This is a genomic window from Acinetobacter sp. G11, from assembly GCF_049808495.1.
GTDB lineage: Bacteria > Pseudomonadota > Gammaproteobacteria > Pseudomonadales > Moraxellaceae > Acinetobacter > Acinetobacter kookii.
The window spans coordinates 1-15,884 of the sequence record NZ_JBNCAT010000045.1 but is presented as its reverse complement, the minus strand read 5'-3'; the positions used below and the strand labels follow the sequence as shown (position 1 = coordinate 15,884).

At 42.0% G+C, this 15,884-nt stretch carries 18 protein-coding genes; 10 read left to right on the top strand and 8 right to left on the bottom strand.

Annotated features, from left to right (window positions below; all coding sequences use genetic code 11):
• Positions 1-161: 161 nt before the first annotated feature.
• Both ACPUEY_RS13010 and coaBC read right to left on the bottom strand, forming a co-directional pair.
• Complete coding sequence (locus ACPUEY_RS13010) at positions 162-539, bottom strand: cytochrome b562 (protein ID WP_425122333.1); 378 nt, start codon at positions 537-539, stop codon at positions 162-164.
• A 153-nt stretch (positions 540-692) separates the two neighbouring features.
• Positions 693-1,958, bottom strand: coding sequence for a bifunctional phosphopantothenoylcysteine decarboxylase/phosphopantothenate--cysteine ligase CoaBC (gene coaBC / locus ACPUEY_RS13005; protein ID WP_425122332.1), 1,266 nt, complete (start codon positions 1,956-1,958; stop codon positions 693-695).
• A 112-nt stretch (positions 1,959-2,070) separates the two neighbouring features.
• Here coaBC and radC point away from each other — a divergent pair, with 112 nt between their 5' ends.
• Positions 2,071-2,766 (top strand): RadC family protein, encoded by a 696-nt coding sequence (gene radC / locus ACPUEY_RS13000; RefSeq protein WP_425122331.1) that lies wholly within the window; start codon positions 2,071-2,073, stop codon positions 2,764-2,766.
• Positions 2,767-2,836: 70 nt separating this feature from the next.
• A complete protein-coding gene (locus ACPUEY_RS12995) occupies positions 2,837-3,748 on the top strand; it encodes a bestrophin family protein (RefSeq protein ID WP_092820266.1) in 912 nt (303 codons plus the stop codon).
• 129 nt (positions 3,749-3,877) lie between these two features.
• On the opposite strand, the gene ACPUEY_RS12990 is transcribed toward ACPUEY_RS12995, so the two are convergent.
• A complete protein-coding gene (locus ACPUEY_RS12990; RefSeq protein WP_425122330.1) occupies positions 3,878-4,729 on the bottom strand; it encodes a PHP domain-containing protein in 852 nt (283 codons plus the stop codon).
• A gap of 45 nt (positions 4,730-4,774) precedes the next feature.
• Between ACPUEY_RS12990 and ACPUEY_RS12985 the strand changes: the two genes are divergently transcribed.
• The 4 genes from ACPUEY_RS12985 to mnmC are packed head-to-tail and all read left to right on the top strand — an operon-like array spanning position 4,775 to position 8,217.
• Complete coding sequence (locus ACPUEY_RS12985) at positions 4,775-5,389, top strand: inner membrane-spanning protein YciB (protein WP_425122329.1); 615 nt, start codon at positions 4,775-4,777, stop codon at positions 5,387-5,389.
• Between the two features lie 26 nt (positions 5,390-5,415).
• Complete coding sequence (locus tag ACPUEY_RS12980; protein WP_261183620.1) at positions 5,416-5,718, top strand: YciI family protein; 303 nt, start codon at positions 5,416-5,418, stop codon at positions 5,716-5,718.
• A 4-nt stretch (positions 5,719-5,722) separates the two neighbouring features.
• Positions 5,723-6,241 carry a hypothetical protein gene (locus tag ACPUEY_RS12975; protein ID WP_092820262.1) on the top strand — a complete coding sequence of 173 codons (519 nt, stop codon included), beginning with the start codon at positions 5,723-5,725 and terminating at the stop codon, positions 6,239-6,241.
• A gap of 56 nt (positions 6,242-6,297) precedes the next feature.
• On the top strand, positions 6,298-8,217 hold the full coding sequence (gene mnmC, locus ACPUEY_RS12970) for an FAD-dependent 5-carboxymethylaminomethyl-2-thiouridine(34) oxidoreductase MnmC (protein ID WP_425122328.1): 1,920 nt from the start codon (positions 6,298-6,300) through the stop codon (positions 8,215-8,217).
• A 142-nt stretch (positions 8,218-8,359) separates the two neighbouring features.
• Here the strand turns inward: mnmC and ACPUEY_RS12965 are convergent, their stop codons facing one another.
• Positions 8,360-8,674, bottom strand: a complete 315-nt coding sequence (locus ACPUEY_RS12965) for a rhodanese-like domain-containing protein (protein WP_092820261.1) — start codon at positions 8,672-8,674, stop codon at positions 8,360-8,362.
• 91 nt (positions 8,675-8,765) lie between these two features.
• Between ACPUEY_RS12965 and ACPUEY_RS12960 the strand changes: the two genes are divergently transcribed.
• Together ACPUEY_RS12960 and ACPUEY_RS12955 are read left to right on the top strand one after the other, a co-directional pair.
• Entirely contained in the window at positions 8,766-9,254 is a 489-nt protein-coding gene (locus ACPUEY_RS12960; protein WP_086195903.1) for a YajQ family cyclic di-GMP-binding protein, read from the top strand.
• A 32-nt stretch (positions 9,255-9,286) separates the two neighbouring features.
• Positions 9,287-9,787, top strand: coding sequence for a DUF4442 domain-containing protein (locus ACPUEY_RS12955; RefSeq protein WP_425122327.1), 501 nt, complete (start codon positions 9,287-9,289; stop codon positions 9,785-9,787).
• 86 nt (positions 9,788-9,873) lie between these two features.
• On the opposite strand, the gene ACPUEY_RS12950 is transcribed toward ACPUEY_RS12955, so the two are convergent.
• From ACPUEY_RS12950 to ACPUEY_RS12940, 3 genes are read right to left on the bottom strand one after another with little or no spacing between them, the layout of a single operon-like run.
• Entirely contained in the window at positions 9,874-10,245 is a 372-nt protein-coding gene (locus ACPUEY_RS12950; RefSeq protein WP_409449189.1) for an acyl-CoA thioesterase, read from the bottom strand.
• Between the two features lie 55 nt (positions 10,246-10,300).
• Positions 10,301-10,738, bottom strand: a complete 438-nt coding sequence (gene trxC, locus ACPUEY_RS12945; RefSeq protein ID WP_425122326.1) for a thioredoxin TrxC — start codon at positions 10,736-10,738, stop codon at positions 10,301-10,303.
• Entirely contained in the window at positions 10,739-11,635 is an 897-nt protein-coding gene (locus tag ACPUEY_RS12940; protein WP_425122325.1) for an alpha/beta hydrolase, read from the bottom strand. It abuts the gene before it with no gap.
• A gap of 124 nt (positions 11,636-11,759) precedes the next feature.
• On the opposite strand from ACPUEY_RS12940, the gene ACPUEY_RS12935 reads away from it, so the two are divergent.
• Positions 11,760-12,095 (top strand): TIGR01244 family sulfur transferase, encoded by a 336-nt coding sequence (locus ACPUEY_RS12935; protein ID WP_131274397.1) that lies wholly within the window; start codon positions 11,760-11,762, stop codon positions 12,093-12,095.
• 544 nt (positions 12,096-12,639) lie between these two features.
• Here ACPUEY_RS12935 and ACPUEY_RS12930 read toward each other — a convergent pair.
• Complete coding sequence (locus ACPUEY_RS12930; protein ID WP_425122324.1) at positions 12,640-14,115, bottom strand: hypothetical protein; 1,476 nt, start codon at positions 14,113-14,115, stop codon at positions 12,640-12,642.
• Positions 14,116-14,268: 153 nt separating this feature from the next.
• Here ACPUEY_RS12930 and ACPUEY_RS12925 point away from each other — a divergent pair, with 153 nt between their 5' ends.
• The gene (locus tag ACPUEY_RS12925) at positions 14,269-15,642 is read left to right on the top strand and encodes a dihydrolipoyl dehydrogenase (protein ID WP_425122323.1); all 1,374 of its coding nucleotides are present in this window, start codon (positions 14,269-14,271) and stop codon (positions 15,640-15,642) included.
• Positions 15,643-15,884: the final 242 nt, after the last annotated feature.

The window sequence follows — 15,884 nt, the reverse complement described above, 5'->3', positions numbered from 1 at the left end:
TATTTGAAAGGAAACTTTTAAGGTCACTCTTTGTGCCTGATAAAAAATGGCGAAAACAAGAAGAACCTCAATTGAGGTTCTTCTTGTGATATTTGTGGGACAGTAGTGGCTTCATCTCGCTTTTCACCCTGCCTCACCTGGAACGCTAAATATGCATCACATCAGTGATGGTTATAAGCAGCATGTCCTCGATCTTTAACCGCAGCAATTTTTTTACCTTCCACTTTGGCCTGCTCTAATTGACCAGCCTGAACCAATAACCGGGTTTTATCAATCTCTGCCAGCAACTGGTCATACAAGGCATCTGAGCTCGGCGCTTTTGCATTATGGGCTTTTAATTTCAATTTTTTTGCATCCAAAGCTGCAGCCTTCATATTATCCAGCGCTTTCAATGCATCGTTCTGATTATCCGCCTTGTTAAACATTTTAAAGTTTTTTCCAAGCGTCATCATATTTTGTTCAAGCGTACCAGCAAAACTTAAACTACTGAACGACAAAGCAGCAGAAAGCATGACTGTGGTGAATGTTTTTTTAATCATGTTGATGTCCTTGTAAAGATCCGTTTCAAAAACAGGAGAGTCTTATTGTTACAGTTAAATTGCTCTAAACATTTGCGCTTTAAGCATTCAACATAGTGTAGATAGCATAAAAAATGCAACGGACAGGTTGCATTTTAATTCATGACCTGTGTTTTAAACTGGTTCTATTTCCTGTTGCAAGGCATCATGAATTGCTTCTACCAGCTGCTGCGCGATTTCCTGTTTCGAGGCTTTTTCCAGATCACGTTTTTCCATCTGATAACTTTCAGCAAAAAATACCGTCATGGCATTTTGGTCCGATGCAAAACCGATGTCGGAACGTGAAACATCATTGCAGGCAATCATATCCAGTTTTTTAGCGACCAGCTTGCCGGCGGCATATTCTTCCACATTGCGGGTTTCAGCGGCAAATCCCACCATAAATGGACGTTTTTGTTGCTGGGCAATGGTTGCCACAATATCCGGATTTTTAATTAAAGCCACATTCAGCTCATCACCGGCTTTCTTGATTTTATGCTCGGCCACTTCTGCGACGCGGTAATCCGCCACCGCAGCCGTGGCAATAAAGATGTCACAGCCTTTATCTAGCTGCTCCATACTGTGTTCCAGCATCTGCATGGCAGACTGCACATTAATACGGCGTACACCATTTGGAGTATCCAGACTGACCGGTCCTGCAATTAAAGTGACTGTGGCACCGGCTGCATAACAGGCCGCAGCCAAGGAAAAGCCCATCTTCCCGGTACTGTGGTTGGAAATATAACGGACCGGGTCCAGCGCTTCACGCGTAGGTCCCGCAGTAATCACGACATGTTTGCCGGCCAGCATGCCAAATTTTTCTGCAATCGCACGCTGTGCACGGTGGAAATATTCAGTCACCTGATGTGCTAAATCTTCCGGCTCAGGCATACGTCCCAAACCGACATCACCGCAGGCTTGTGAACCGGCATCCGGCATAATCACATGCACGCCATCTTCCACCAGTGTATTCAAATTGCGCTGCGTCGCTTTGGCCGCCCACATTTGCTGATTCATGGCAGGTGCGACCCAAACAGGCGCTTTGGTCGCCAGATATAAAGTACTGAGTAAATCATCTGCCAAACCTGTCGCGAATTTTGCCAGCGTGTCACAAGTTGCAGGGGCAACCAGCAGTAAGTCGGCCCAACGCGCCAATTCAATATGCCCCATGCCTGCTTCAGCTTCAGGATTGAGTAATTCAGTGTGCACCGGATTTCCCGACAGGGCCTGAAAGGTCAACGGAGTAATAAAAGCCTGTGCCCCATGCGTCATGACCACACGGACATTAAAGCCTGCATCTTTTAAACGACGGACCAAAATGGCACTTTTATATGCCGCAATACCACCAGTTACCGCTAAAACAATGTTTTTATTTGGAATCACACTCAAATCGAAGCTCACGAACAGGCTACCTTTCTGTTGCAGTGGCGCTCACAATAGCATTAAATAAAGTCATACCCAAGTCAGCGACTTGCTGTAATACCCTCACTAATAACAAAAAAGTCTAAAAACAATGAATTTATCGATTAAACACTGGCCTGAACAGGAACGTCCACGCGAAAGGCTGATTCAACAAGGCGCTGCAAGTCTGTCAGATGCTGAACTGCTGGCCATCTTTTTACGCTCCGGCTCCAGGCAACATTCTGCCGTTGAGCTTTCGCGCATGCTCTTGCAGCATTTTGGCGGGCTCAACCCTATTTTGGATGCCGGACTTCAAGATTTAAGCCAATTTCATGGCATCGGTGCAAGCAAATATGCCCAACTGATTGCGGTGAAGGAATTGGGACGGCGCTATATTTCCGCCCATTTACAGCAGGGAAAAATTGAATTAAGCAATTCAAAAATACTCCTGGATTTTTTGAAATTCGAATTGCTGGGTGAAAAGCAGGAAGTTTTTGCGGTACTTTGCCTGGATGCACATTTAAGAAAAATAAGCTTTAAGAAAATGTTCTATGGTTCGCTTAATTCGTGTGAAATTTCTACAAATCAGTTGCTGCGTCATGCCATCAATCAACATGCCAGCAGTCTCGTCATTGCGCATAATCATCCTTTGGGGATGCCACAGCCATCCAGTGCCGATGTCGAACTCACACAACGTATTCTAAATGCCTGTCAATTATTGGAAATCAAGCTGATTGACCATTGTATTGTATCACCAGAAGGAAGCTGTTCTATGGCGGAGCTGGGGCTGATTTCAACTCAACAATAGTTGTAACAAATATTGACAAAAGCCCTGCTAACATTGAAGATCAACAAAAAATTTTGATGATACTAATAACATGATTGTTCGTGATCAACCTAGTGTATTCAAGCTGCTCTTTTCCTGGCGCGGAACCATCCTGCCCAAGGTTTTGCCGCCTTTAGGTGTGGTCATGCTGATCTCCTCAGTGATTGGCGGTCTGTCTTATATTGGTTACTTTCATTTTCCAGAACTTCCCTTAGTGGGCTTTACCTTAATTGGGGTGGTGCTGTCGATTTTTCTGGGCTTTAAAAACACCGCCTGTTATGACCGTTGGTGGGAAGCCCGTAAACTGTGGGGCATGCTGATTGCCAATGCGCGGCATTTTGACCGCGACTGTCGCATGCTCAGCCAAGGACGCCGTGAACGCATCATTCAGCACGTGATTGTGTTTGCCAACGTACTGCGTGACCGTTTGCGTCATCAAACGGCGAATCCTATGGCATTGGTAGAAACCAGCGGCATGAGCCAACAGGCTGTAACCCAGCTTTACCAGCAGGCCAATGCACCGCAATACACCTTGAGCCTGATTCAATGGGAATTGATGCAAGCGCTTAAAGAAGGTGAAATTTCCGATATTATTTATACCCAGATGAATCAGCATGTGGCTGAACTGAGTCTGGTTCAAACCGGTTGTGACCGTATTGCCACCACACCTTTGCCTTTTGCCTATTCAGTCTTACTAAACCGTACCGTGTATTTTTTCTGTTTTATGTTGCCGTTTAGTCTGGGCGCAACCTTGGGTTTGGCGACGCCTTTAATGGTCGGTATTTTGGCTTATACCTTTTTGGGTCTGGATGCCTTAAGTTCCGAAATTGAAGAACCTTTCGGCACGCAAAGCAATGACTTGCCACTGGACTCAATGGTGCGCACCATTGAAATTGAACTCTTGGGAACTTTGGGTAAACCAACCCCACCACCGATTCAGGCACAGGATCATAATTTGCTTTAGACCCTCTTCCCCTTGCGGAATATATTCCTCATCCCAGAGGGAGAAGGAGCTTTTATCCTTTCTAAATTTTAATAATGGATATCGCCTCTCCTTCTAGGAGATGAGCAGCACTGCTGCGCAAGGGAGAGGTCAAATAAAACTCTCCCAAATCCCGACCTGTCCTTCTTTAACGCGCGGAATATTGCCCAGCTTGATCCACGGCATATTATCACCATGAAAATCACTGCCCACAGAGACCTTAAGCCCAAACTGTTCAATCATCCGGTCGACCATTTGGCGGGTTGAGGCCGGCTCAATCGCTGGCGGAAGCTCCACGGCATCCCCACCAAACTGGGCAAAAATTTCGATCAGATAACGGATATTAGTGGCCGATAAATCATATTTCGTCGGATGCGCCAGCACGGCGAAACCTTGACTCTCATGAATGACCTGAATGGTTTCTTCCAAACCCAGGCCATCAAATTTCACATAGGCTTTTTTGCCTTCTTTAATATATTTATCAAAGGCTTGTTGTGGACGACTGACATAACCTTTTTCTACCAGGGTTTTGGCAATATGGGTTCGGGTGATCCGGTCTGCAACCCCCTCCACTTTGGTAATCACATCAGCATAAATATCCTCACCAATCAGCGGAACCAGCAAATCGCAGATCTGTTTGGCACGAATCGCCCGAATCTGTTTTTGCTGCTCCAGTAAGGCAAGTAACGGTTCTGGGTTTTGCATATTCAATGCAACCACATGTACGGCATAGTTTTTTTTCGTTGCCGGACGTGACCATTGGCTGGATATTTCGACACCTGAAATAATATTCAGCGGTAAAGCCTGCGCAATATTTTCAGCTATTTTTAAGCCATCCATGCTATCGTGGTCCGTCAGCGCAAGGGTATGAATGCCTTTTTCCACGGCTGCATGCACAAGTTGTTCTGGAGACAAAGTTCCATCAGAAATATTACTATGTGTATGTAAATCTATGCCTTGCATCACTTATACTATGTCATTTATTTGATCAGATTTAGATACTCTAACATGAAAGCACTTTTAGACTTTGTGCCACTCATTATTTTCTTTTATTTATATAAAACTGTTGATCCCAAAGATACCGAACATCCGCTATTACATTTGATCGGTTCAGCGGGAGGTATTGATAATAATAACATTTTAGTGGCTACCGCAGGTCTGATCATCTCAATGCTGGTGGTGTATGGGGTCTTATTTGTCAGCCAGAAATTTCGCCTGGATAAACAGCAATGGATTGTGCTGTTTATGACAGTCATTTTTGGTGGCATTACCTTAATGCTGAGCGATGATTTTTATATCCGTTTGAAAGCCGCTCTTTTAAATATTGTTTTTGCAGGTGCCTTCCTGCTTTCACCTTACTTTACCAAAGACAAGAAACCCCTGATTCAGCGTTTATTTGGACCTATTTTCAATTTAACCGCCAAGGGCTGGAAAAACTTAAACTTTGCCTGGGCTGGCATGTTCGCATTCATGTCGTTCCTGCATGTTTTTTTCGCTTTTTTATTTGCGGACGGAAAATATTGGGGCGAATTTACTGCATTTGGTGACATGATTGTGATGTTTTCCTTTATCATTGTTCAGTTTATTGTCTTGCGCAAATATTTTAAGTCGCCTGAAGCCTAATTCAGGTCAACTGATCGAGAAAGAATATGCCTTTATTCGTCGTAACGTGTACCGATAACGAGGGTACAGTCGAAAAACGTCTAGCTACGCGTCCACAGCATTTGGAACGCCTGCAAAAATTAAATGATGAAGGTCGTTTAATTGTCGCGGGTGCAATGCCTAAAGAGCCCGGCAATCCACAGGCAGGTTTTTATGGCAGCACGATTATTGTTGACTTTGAAACCCGTGAAGCACTGGATACATGGCTGCAAGATGAGCCTTTCTTAAAAGAAGGCGTATATGGTCATATTGATGTGAAACCTTTTAATAAAGCTTTCCCTCAAGGATAAAATCATGCGTGTTGTAGTTTCAAGCTTATTGGGTTTCTCTTTAATCTGTTCAACAGCTTGGGCGGTGGAATCTGCTCCTGCTCCGACACCTGCTGTAGCCCCTGCTGCTCAAGCGACGACTGCAACACCTCCACCACAGACCACCCCACAAACCTTACCTGCAAATAAGCCGGGTACTGTTCCTGCTACCAAGCTGGATGCCAATGGTTTACCTTTGGAAACCAAACCGCTGACCGCAGAACAAATTGCCAAGAATAAGGCAGTGCAAGATGCCAAAGTCAAAGCGCTGGTTAAAGATCAGGCCACCCGCTTACAGCAACTGGAAAAAGCCAATTTAGATGCCTTGGCACAAAACCAGGAACTGCAATTGAAAAATGACAGTTTGGGCGTTCAGGTGCAGGTGTTGCAAAGTGAACGTAGTGCACAGATGTTTTTATACGGCGCAGCGACGATTGCAGTCGGCGTGTTGCTTGGCTTCCTGATTGCCAGTTATGTGTATACCAAACGTCGTCGCCAGTGGTAATGACAATATTTACTGATTCATTTAGTTTTACAGCTTGATTTAAAGGTTATTTAGGTTTGTCCCATCCTATTCAAACTGCCGATCTGGATTGGCATCAGGTCGATGGCATTGAGGTTCCCGTTTCCAAACTGTTTGGAGACGTTTATTTCTCTAAAGATAATGGTTTGCTGGAAACTCGGCATGTATTTTTAAATGGCAACGATTTATCGACCCGCCTGGCAAAGCTGAATGATTTTGAATATTTCTGTGTTGGTGAAACCGGTTTTGGCACCGGCTTAAATATTCTGGCCTTATGGCAGCTTTGGCAACAGCTTCGCCCGGACAATCACAGCCATCTGCATGCCATTTCTGTAGAAAAATTTCCCTTAAGAAAAGATGACCTGATTCGTACTTTAAACGTATGGCCTGAACTGCAACCTTTGGCTGAGCAATTAATTGCCCAATATCCGATGCCGATTGCCGGCTGTCACCGTTTATCCTTTCCGGATGAACGTTTTAGCCTGGATTTATGGCTGGGTGATGCCCATGATGTCTTTCCCGTCATGGAAAAAACAGCAACAGTCAATGCATGGTTTTTAGATGGTTTCGCCCCCTCTTGTAATCCGGATATGTGGGAAGAAAATGTTCTCAACAACATTGTGCGTTTATCGGATGTCGGGACAACTTTCGCTTCATTCAGCGTGGCTGGCGTACTGAAACGCGGCCTGAAAAATCACGGCATTACCATTACACGTCCGCGCGGTTTTGGACATAAACGGGAAATGCTTAAAGCCATCTGGAATGCGCCTGAACAACAGTCAGAATTTTCAAATGATTTAGATTCTACTGAAAAAAAAGCCAAACTAAGCGCTACGGTTTTTAAACAGCGCCAGATTGCGATTATTGGCGCAGGAATCGCCGGTTTAAGCTGTGCCTGGGCGTTTGCTCAGCGTGGCCATCAAGTGACGATTTACGACCAATCTGCCCCCTTATCGGGTGGTTCTGGCAATCCATTGGCCTTACTGAACCCAAAACTGTGTCCGGTTGAACAAAGCTCAGAACATCTAATGACACTGGCCTGGCAGCATGCATTAAATCATTATGCACAATTCAAAGCTTTCCGTCCGATTCAGGTCAGCCAGTTAGCATTGAAAAATGCCGATGAGTTACTGGGACTGGTAGAACAGTATCCTGAAGGAATTCTTCAAGCAGAATCCACCACAAACTGTATTCTAAAGACTGAATTCTCCAATCTTAATGTATTGCAGGCAGGCGCTGTTTCTCCACATCAATTACGAGATCAAATCCTAGAACATCCCCTGATTCAGTATCAGCAAGCAGAAGTGTCCGAGATCAAGCAAGCCACCTTGATGAAGGTGCTCTCTACTACTGGGCAATTATTGGGTGAATTTGATCATGTGATTGTTTGTGCTGCACGCAACAGTCAAAACTTCTTTGCACAATTTCCTGTTTTGAAGCCGATTCGCGGACAAGTCAGCTGGGTAGACAACTCCGTACAGCCTTTAGATGCCCATCAGGCCTATAGCTATGGCGGCTATTGCATGCAGCTCAATGCAGATCAGCTTGTTTTAGGCGCATCGTTTTACCCGAATCGTGATGATGAGGAAGTCCTACTGGAAGATCATGTGCATAACTATGAACTGATCCACAGTGTTTTTCCTGAATATGCCAAAACTTTAGCACCGGTGGAAAGCTGGCAGGGTCGTGCTTCAGTACGCGCCCAAACTCAGGATTATTTTCCGGTCGTGGGTCAGGTACAAGAAGATCAGCAGATTTATGCATTGACGGGTCTAGGTTCGAAAGGGTTTTTATTTGCACCGCTATGCAGTGAAGTTTTAGCTGCACAGGTGTTGGGCGAAGCCTGCCCTGTTTCATCGAGTTTAGTGCGTAAACTGAGTGCCAGACGTTTTGAAAAGAAAGTAAAAGCGAAGAAACCTTATTTTAAAAATCCTCATCTTTTATCAAAAGGTGAATAGCACCGCTACCAAAGCGGGAGATTCTAAATTTTCTGCCCACCCTTTTCAAACTCAGCAAATATTCTAAAGATTCTTATCTGCCGCCGAGGGAAATGGAATTTTCTGTCTGCCAATAAAAAAGCGCCTTACGGCGCTTTTTTCCTTACGCACCCTGCTCTAAAGGGAGGCCTGCATCACGTGCAGCACGGGTACCACCCATCAATACCACATACTCACGTGAACTATCCAAGTTTTCCAACTTTTCAGCAGCACGGGGAGCCTTACTGCCACCACCGCATAAAATGTAAATAGGCTGATCCGACTCCACCTGAGTTAAGCTATTTGCATTTAGGTTATCGATGGGCTGGTTCACAGCACCTTTTACATGACCTTCAGCAAAGGCTTTTGTATCACGAACATCCCAGATAATTGCATTTTCTGGGAACTCAAATGTTGTAATTTCTTGTTTACGGATCATTGCGCACTCCTTTGATGTAAACAACACTTGGCAAATGAAGAAAACATCCCTAGCATCTCAGATATTCTTTCCATTTGTAAAGGTCTAAACCATGCCTTCTTTCGATATTGTATCTGAATTAGAAATTTTTGAAGTAAATCATGCTGTTCAAAACACGCAAAAAGAAATTGCAACCCGTTTTGACTTCCGCGGACAAGACGTTTCTATTGAACTGAATGAAAAAAACAAAGAAATCAAAATCAGTACCGAAAGCGATTTCCAATGTGAACAAGTCTACAGCATGCTGGAAAATCATTTCTTCAAACGTAAAGTGGATATTCAGGCGCTTGATCCGCAAAAAATGACTGCTTCTGGCAAAAATGTGATTCAAGTAATCAAGCTAAAAGATGGTCTTGACTCGGATACCGCAAAAAAAATTAATAAAGCCATTAAAGAAAGCGGCATCAAGGTGCAATCATCTATTCAGGGCGACAAGATTCGTGTAACGGATAAAAAGCGCGACACTTTGCAACAAGTGATGGCTTTTTTAAAAGAACAGCAATTTGGTGTGCCTTTGCAGTTTAACAACTTTAAAGACTAAGGCATTGCTGCCGTAATATGTCGAGGAATTCCATGACACCGACCAATCGCTTATCGAAACTGGTAAAAGCAACGGCTAAATTACCTCAGGGCATCCGCAGTAAACTGTGGAGCAAAGTGTTTGGTCGGGTCGTGCCGATGGTGGGCAGTGCCCATATTCGTTATCTGGAAGTCAGCCACGGCAAAGTGGTGGTCAAGATTGAAAACCATCGGGCCATGCAAAACCATATTGGCCAGGTTCATGCCTGCGCCATGGCGCTGATTGCCGAAACTGCCACCGGTTTTGTTACAGGCATGAATGTTCCGGACTCCTGTATTGTATTAATCAAAAGCTTAAAAGTTGATTTCAAGCGTCCATCCAAAGGTGCAATGATTGCAACCGCCACCTTGACAGACGAGCAGCAAAAGCTCATGCAAAACACCGAGAAAGGTGAAACGCTAGTAAGCGTTCAGGTGACGGATGAATCAGGTGAAGAGCCTATTCAATGTGAAATACTCTGGGCCTGGGTGTCCAAGTCACAATTAAAAAACTAATTTGTTTTTAGTTCTACCAATACCAGCTAAAAAATTAGACTGATAAAAAAAGCCCAATCAGGATTGGGCTTTTTTTACTCTTGGAATTATTTCTCTTGCTGCGAAGCTAAAAATTTTTGTTTGACCTCATCCGGAATCTGACGCTTGGCCCCTTTTACATCCACAGCGACAAAGGTAAACACGCCTTCGGTTACACGAGTAGGTTCACGCGAACTGTCATGACTGTCCCACACTTCAATTTGCATTTGAATTGAAGTATTACCCACTTTTAAAATTTTGGTATAACAGCTAATCACATCGCCGACTTTGACGGGAACCAAAAAAGTCATCTGATTAATTGAAATGGTTGCACAGCGTCCTTTACTAAAACGCTCTGCATGAATTGCACCTGCCAAATCCATTTGTGAAACGATCCATCCACCAAAGACATCACCACTCCAGTTGGTATCTGCTGGCATTGCAATTGTTTGAAGGGAAAGCGTTCCTTCCGGTTTTACATGAGTATCTGACACGTTAACTCCCAGTATTGGCATTTAAATGTTGATCCAGCCACTGCTGTAGCTCTGTGGATCGTAGCGCACCGCTTATTCTAGCAATTTCATTGGTTTTATTCATCAAAACCAAGGTGGGAATACTACGCACATTAAACGCACCACTGAGTCGGGGTGATTCTTCGGTATTAATTTTGGCAAAAATCACTCTCGGATTTTGTTTTGCCACTTGTTCAAAATGAGGGGCCATCATCTTGCAAGGACCGCACCATTCCGCCCATAAGTCAATCAGTATAGGCAATTCACTATGGGTCACGAAGTTACTAAAATTATGCTCATTCAACTCTATGGGAGCCAGAGGAATAAGCGCATGTTGACACTGACCACAGTTTGGATTTGCTTCCAGTTTATCTTCCGGTACTCGGTTTCTGGCACCGCATGCAGGACATACAATAATCATTTAGCTCACTCCAATATGTTGGTGTAAAAATTCTAATTGCGTTGATATGGCTTTTTCAAACCATTGACCATGATAGATATCAAAGTGTTGCATATCCCATTCATGGTATTGTACATAAGGTGCGATATTGGTCGCTGTTTCACGGCTAGATTCAATTGGAATCAGACTATCTTGTTTAGAGGCAATAAATAAAACAGGCACATTGATTTTACGCACATCCTGAATAGGACGATAACGGATCAGGTTGAAAAAGACGCGTGCAGGAATCTCGCCACTCCAGTAATAATCAGGATTAACAATGGATAGATATCCCTCATAACTATCTGCCGTAGGCATAAAGCATAAACCCTTTTTGCTCACAACGGGCAATGTTTTCGGAGACATCCCCACTTTCGCGCCCATATAATCCTGACTCGATATTTTGAGTGCCTTAGGCAATTGTTGCAAAGGATAAAGCTTGGCACTTTCCGTACCATCGACAAATGGCACTTGCACCATCACCGCTTGGACATTTTTTAATTCTGCCGCTAAATTTAAGACATAGCCACCACTTAAAGAGGTTCCCCAAAGTACGATACGCCGTGAATCAATCGATTTCCGCGCCACAATGTGTGCAATCATGGTTCGCCAATCTTCCAATTGTGATTGAATCGAGACCAGTTCACGTGGACGACCGGTACTCCCCCCCCAATAACGATAATCAAACAGTACAACGGCATAACCCGCCTGGGCAAAACGCTTGGTATATTGAACCAGTTTAAATTGACGTAAAGCAGCCAAACCATGTGCCATAATAATGACAGCCGGTTTATGTTCAGTTTTGGGACGATAAAAATCCGCAGCAATGACCTCTTGTCCACTATTTACATATAGGGGTTCAACCGTATAGGAATGCATACGCGCTCCGGTGCGTTATTTTATGATTATAATCGCTTATAAAAATTTCAACTGATTAAACTCAAGTTTCAGCTTAATGCTATCATAAAGCATATATCTATTGAGCAAATTATGGAGTGACAAAATGAGCGAAAATGTCGGCTTTGCAGGTCAAATTAGCCCAGAACAGGTAACGCAAGTTGTTGAAAAAGGTTTTAAATCGATTATCAACAACCGTCCGGATATGGAAGGTGGTCCAGAGCAGCCTACAAGCGCACAAATTGAAGAAGCTGCACGCAATGCAGGCTTAGACTATGTTTTTCAACCCGTCGTTGCAGGTCAAATTACGGAAGTTGATGTGCGTACATTTGCCAACCACTACAATGAACTTCCAAAACCTGTACTCATGTTCTGTCGTACTGGCAATCGTTCAAATAATTTATATCAACTCGCAAAACAAATGGATTTATTAGATGATTAAGCACGTTGTTGATCGTGCTTTTTTAATTTCATTGTGACCTTTAATACCGCGTTGTTTGTATAACCTGTTGATTCAATCTATAGGTTAAGCTTTTCTGACGGTATTAGGAGGTCAAATGACAACAGATAAATTTTGAATTTTTAAGTCTCTCACTTCACACCCGCCTGATGAGTGATAAGGCTATCTGGCTTCATTCCCCCATTAACTCCTATGGTTGAACAATTGCAGCATTATTTACTCCTCCATTATCGATGGTAAAATTTTTAAAATAGACGGGAGTTGAATTTACAGAATATGATCATGGCTTCCACAACATATATTAATGATAGAACAAAGTGGCACATGCTCTTGCCTATCATTTAATAAAGTAAAAATTAGGATTGTTCTATGAATAAAATTATTCTTCTATTTCTTATTTCATCTGTCATTATGGGATGTAGCTCTATAAATGTTCGACCTACGGTTGGGGTAAGTGTAGGAACGACAATTTAAAGATATATGAAAAAAACAGCGCCGAAGCGCTGTTTTTTACTTTATTTTGAAATTAATTTCCATCATTACAATTGAGAGAAGTACCATAAGGGCTAACTAAATTAGGAGCAATACCATTTGCTACATCTACATCACTTATCAAATAACTCAAACCAAGACTAGTAGAACCACTGATTTGTTTACCACTCACAATTGAATCGGCAAGAATTTGAAGAGTTAAATATCCTGCATAAATCTTAGGATATTGAATTTTTAAATCAAAGCGACCATTCGCATCTGTAGTATATTTATTATTTGTAGCTGGTACATTTTCTTTGTTGATAAAAGATACAACTTGAACAGTTTGACCAGGCTTAACTGGCGCTAGTTGATCTATTTCTTTTCCTGCGCTATTCACTTTTACAATCGGCGAAACACATTGTGTAATCACATCCGGAAGGTATTTATCTACTTTACCATCTGGTGGAAGATCAGTATCGAAGAAACCAAAATTCCCTTTATTATAAGTTAGCGCATTGACTCCCATAACAACATCTTGGTTTGGGAGGGGTTTACCATCTACATCCGTTACTTGAACTGAAATATTTTGATAATAATAAACACCATCTAATGAGTCTTCAATTTTTGTTGGATTATAAGCTACGGTAATTGCACCAACAGGTTGAGGTACTGTTGAATTCACAACATCTAACTTATATGTATAAATTTGAGTAGATTGCCCAAAATTTGCTTCAAGTACTAAATCATCTAAAACAAATTGTGAAGCACTGTACGTCGATATTCTTTGTGACTCAGTGAAAGACAAAGTATAAGTAATTTGCCCATTAGTGTCTGTCTGAGTTGCATTTGGAGTAAATTTAACTCCATTTAAAGCTGAGTTCTTCACTTTCAATGAAATAGCTTGGTTTGCTAAAGTTGCACCATTTGCATCTACAGCAGTTAAAGTAACAGTTGTTTGGTCACCACGCACATTCAATGTAGTTTTAGTGGCATCAAATAAAACAATACTTGTTGTATCTGAACCATTATTGGTGTCGGCACCAGTTACAGCAATCGTTTGTTCTTGACTTAATTGACCATTATTAGTTTTAGCAACAATTTTAAAACCATTTTTTATTAGGTCTGATAATGTAGTAGAAGTACTAGGGGTAGTTAATATATATACGGCATTTCCAGATGCATCAGTTGTTTGCTTAGCAATATTAGAATTACTAACGTTATTTGTTGGATCAACAATCATTAGAGTGATATCAGCATTTGCAACCCCACCTTTATTTTCATCTAATGCACGTACAGTAACAGTAAGCTGCCCATTAGTAGCAGCCATAGAGAGTTTATCTAACTCAATCTTTAATGCAGAAACGATTGCAGATGTTCCTGTATTACCGCCATTACTAGTATTTCCATTTTCAGAATTAGAAGAGGAACCTTCTTTATTAAAATATCCCTCACTCCCCCCACCACCACAACTTGCTAATAGAACACTTAAAGCAACAGCAGATAATTTTAAACTAATATTCTTAGTCATTGATAAGCCCCAGAACCCTCAAAATTTAGAGTTTGTTATTAATTAATATTGTCCGATATGTAATCATAATTAGGACTTTATGTAAACAAAAGCATTGGAAATGTTTTAGTGTGTTAACCTTGAAAAATATAAAAAATGAGGGCAATATCACAAATGTATGACATCATTATTATCGGTGCAGGTACAGCAGGTATTGCTGCTTATAAAGAAGCCATTAAACACACCCAAAACCTCCTTATTGTTAATGATGGATCATGGGATACAACCTGCGCCCGTGTCGGCTGCATGCCAAGTAAGGTTCTTATTTCTGCTGCTAACCGTATGCATGATATCCGAACTGCGGAGAAAGTAGGTCTATCTGTCACCTCAAAAATTGATACATCTCAAGTCATGCAACATGTGCGAATGCTTAGAGATCATTTTACAAATGCGATACTCAAAGATGTAAATAGCTGGACAGCAAAACATAAAATATCAGGACAGGCACAGTTCATTAATCAAAATACAATTACTGTGAATGGTCAGAAATATCAGGCTAAAAGTTTTATTATCGCTGTAGGCTCTACTCCAACCTTTGATCTCCAGTGGAAAGAACAGCTTGGTGACCGACTCATCACTTCAGATCAAATTTTTGAACTAGAAAAATTACCTCAGTCATTGGCCGTGATTGGTAGCGGAGTCATCGCTATCGAACTTGCACAAGCCATGCAAAGATTAGGGGTCAAGACCACTGTTTTTGCACGTAGCCGTAGAGTAGGCGCCTTAAGCAGCCCAACTTTGCAAAAATTAGCGCAAGATGAAATCAGTAAAAATTTAAATATTAAATTCGAAACATTACCAACTGCAGTTCAGCTTAATACGCAAGGAGTTACAATTAACTTCCAGGAAAATAATCAAGCTCAACAACTTGATGTGGAATATCTCCTGGTTGCAACAGGCCGAAAAAGTTATTTAGATACGCTGCAATTAAACAATATCCATCACTCATATACTGATCTTAAAAAACTTCCTGTTCACGATACAACCAAACAGCTTGGAGATTACCCCATTTTCATTGCCGGTGATGCACATAGCAACACGCCTATTCAACATGAAGCAGCACATGAGGGACGTCAAGCTGTAAATAACTGTTTAAAATATCCTGAAATTAAAAACTTAAAGACACTTACACCTTTAGCAATCGTATTTAGCGCACCAGAAATGGCAACCGTAGGGCAAAGTTTCAAACAACTCAGCAATGCAAAAATTGAGTTTATTACAGGTATGGTTTCTTATGAAAAACAAGGCCGGGCTTTAGCACTCGCTAAAAACAGTGGTGCGCTCGAAGTGTATATCCATCAATCTTCACGCAAAGTATTAGGGGCAGAATTATTTGTAGAAGCTGCAGAACATATGGCTCTTTTACTGGCATGGATGATTTCTGAGAATTTAACCGTAGATGAAATTTTAGATAAGCCATTCTATCATCCCACCTTAGAAGAAGGACTAAGAAGCGCTTTAAAACATGCCCGAAGACAATTAAAATGATTATAAAAGTTTAATATTTAGTAAATATCTTTAATATTTTTTTGATAAGACGATCAATCAATCCTGCTTACAGTTCACTGCAAGAAGCTTTAGTAGGCTTTTTGCAGCGTTAATATTACCGAATAATCCCGCGCATAAAAAAAGCCCCTGCACTTGGCAGGGGCTTTCGAATAATGAGCTGGCGATGACTTACTCTCACATGGGTAATCCCACACTACCATCAGCGCTAAGAGGTTTCACTT

Bases quoted from the DNA above. Each gene is read 5' to 3' on its own strand.
- ACPUEY_RS13010 (WP_425122333.1), bottom strand. From the start codon at position 539: ATGATTAAAAAAACATTCACCACAGTCATGCTTTCTGCTGCTTTGTCG.
- radC (WP_425122331.1), top strand. From the start codon at position 2,071: ATGAATTTATCGATTAAACACTGGCCTGAACAGGAACGTCCACGCGAA.
- ACPUEY_RS12995 (WP_092820266.1), top strand. From the start codon at position 2,837: ATGATTGTTCGTGATCAACCTAGTGTATTCAAGCTGCTCTTTTCCTGG.
- ACPUEY_RS12990 (WP_425122330.1), bottom strand. From the start codon at position 4,729: ATGCAAGGCATAGATTTACATACACATAGTAATATTTCTGATGGAACT.
- ACPUEY_RS12985 (WP_425122329.1), top strand. From the start codon at position 4,775: ATGAAAGCACTTTTAGACTTTGTGCCACTCATTATTTTCTTTTATTTA.
- ACPUEY_RS12980 (WP_261183620.1), top strand. From the start codon at position 5,416: ATGCCTTTATTCGTCGTAACGTGTACCGATAACGAGGGTACAGTCGAA.
- ACPUEY_RS12975 (WP_092820262.1), top strand. From the start codon at position 5,723: ATGCGTGTTGTAGTTTCAAGCTTATTGGGTTTCTCTTTAATCTGTTCA.
- ACPUEY_RS12965 (WP_092820261.1), bottom strand. From the start codon at position 8,674: ATGATCCGTAAACAAGAAATTACAACATTTGAGTTCCCAGAAAATGCA.
- ACPUEY_RS12960 (WP_086195903.1), top strand. From the start codon at position 8,766: ATGCCTTCTTTCGATATTGTATCTGAATTAGAAATTTTTGAAGTAAAT.
- ACPUEY_RS12955 (WP_425122327.1), top strand. From the start codon at position 9,287: ATGACACCGACCAATCGCTTATCGAAACTGGTAAAAGCAACGGCTAAA.
- ACPUEY_RS12950 (WP_409449189.1), bottom strand. From the start codon at position 10,245: ATGCCAGCAGATACCAACTGGAGTGGTGATGTCTTTGGTGGATGGATC.
- trxC (WP_425122326.1), bottom strand. From the start codon at position 10,738: ATGATTATTGTATGTCCTGCATGCGGTGCCAGAAACCGAGTACCGGAA.
- ACPUEY_RS12940 (WP_425122325.1), bottom strand. From the start codon at position 11,635: ATGCATTCCTATACGGTTGAACCCCTATATGTAAATAGTGGACAAGAG.
- ACPUEY_RS12935 (WP_131274397.1), top strand. From the start codon at position 11,760: ATGAGCGAAAATGTCGGCTTTGCAGGTCAAATTAGCCCAGAACAGGTA.
- ACPUEY_RS12930 (WP_425122324.1), bottom strand. From the start codon at position 14,115: ATGACTAAGAATATTAGTTTAAAATTATCTGCTGTTGCTTTAAGTGTT.
- ACPUEY_RS12925 (WP_425122323.1), top strand. From the start codon at position 14,269: ATGTATGACATCATTATTATCGGTGCAGGTACAGCAGGTATTGCTGCT.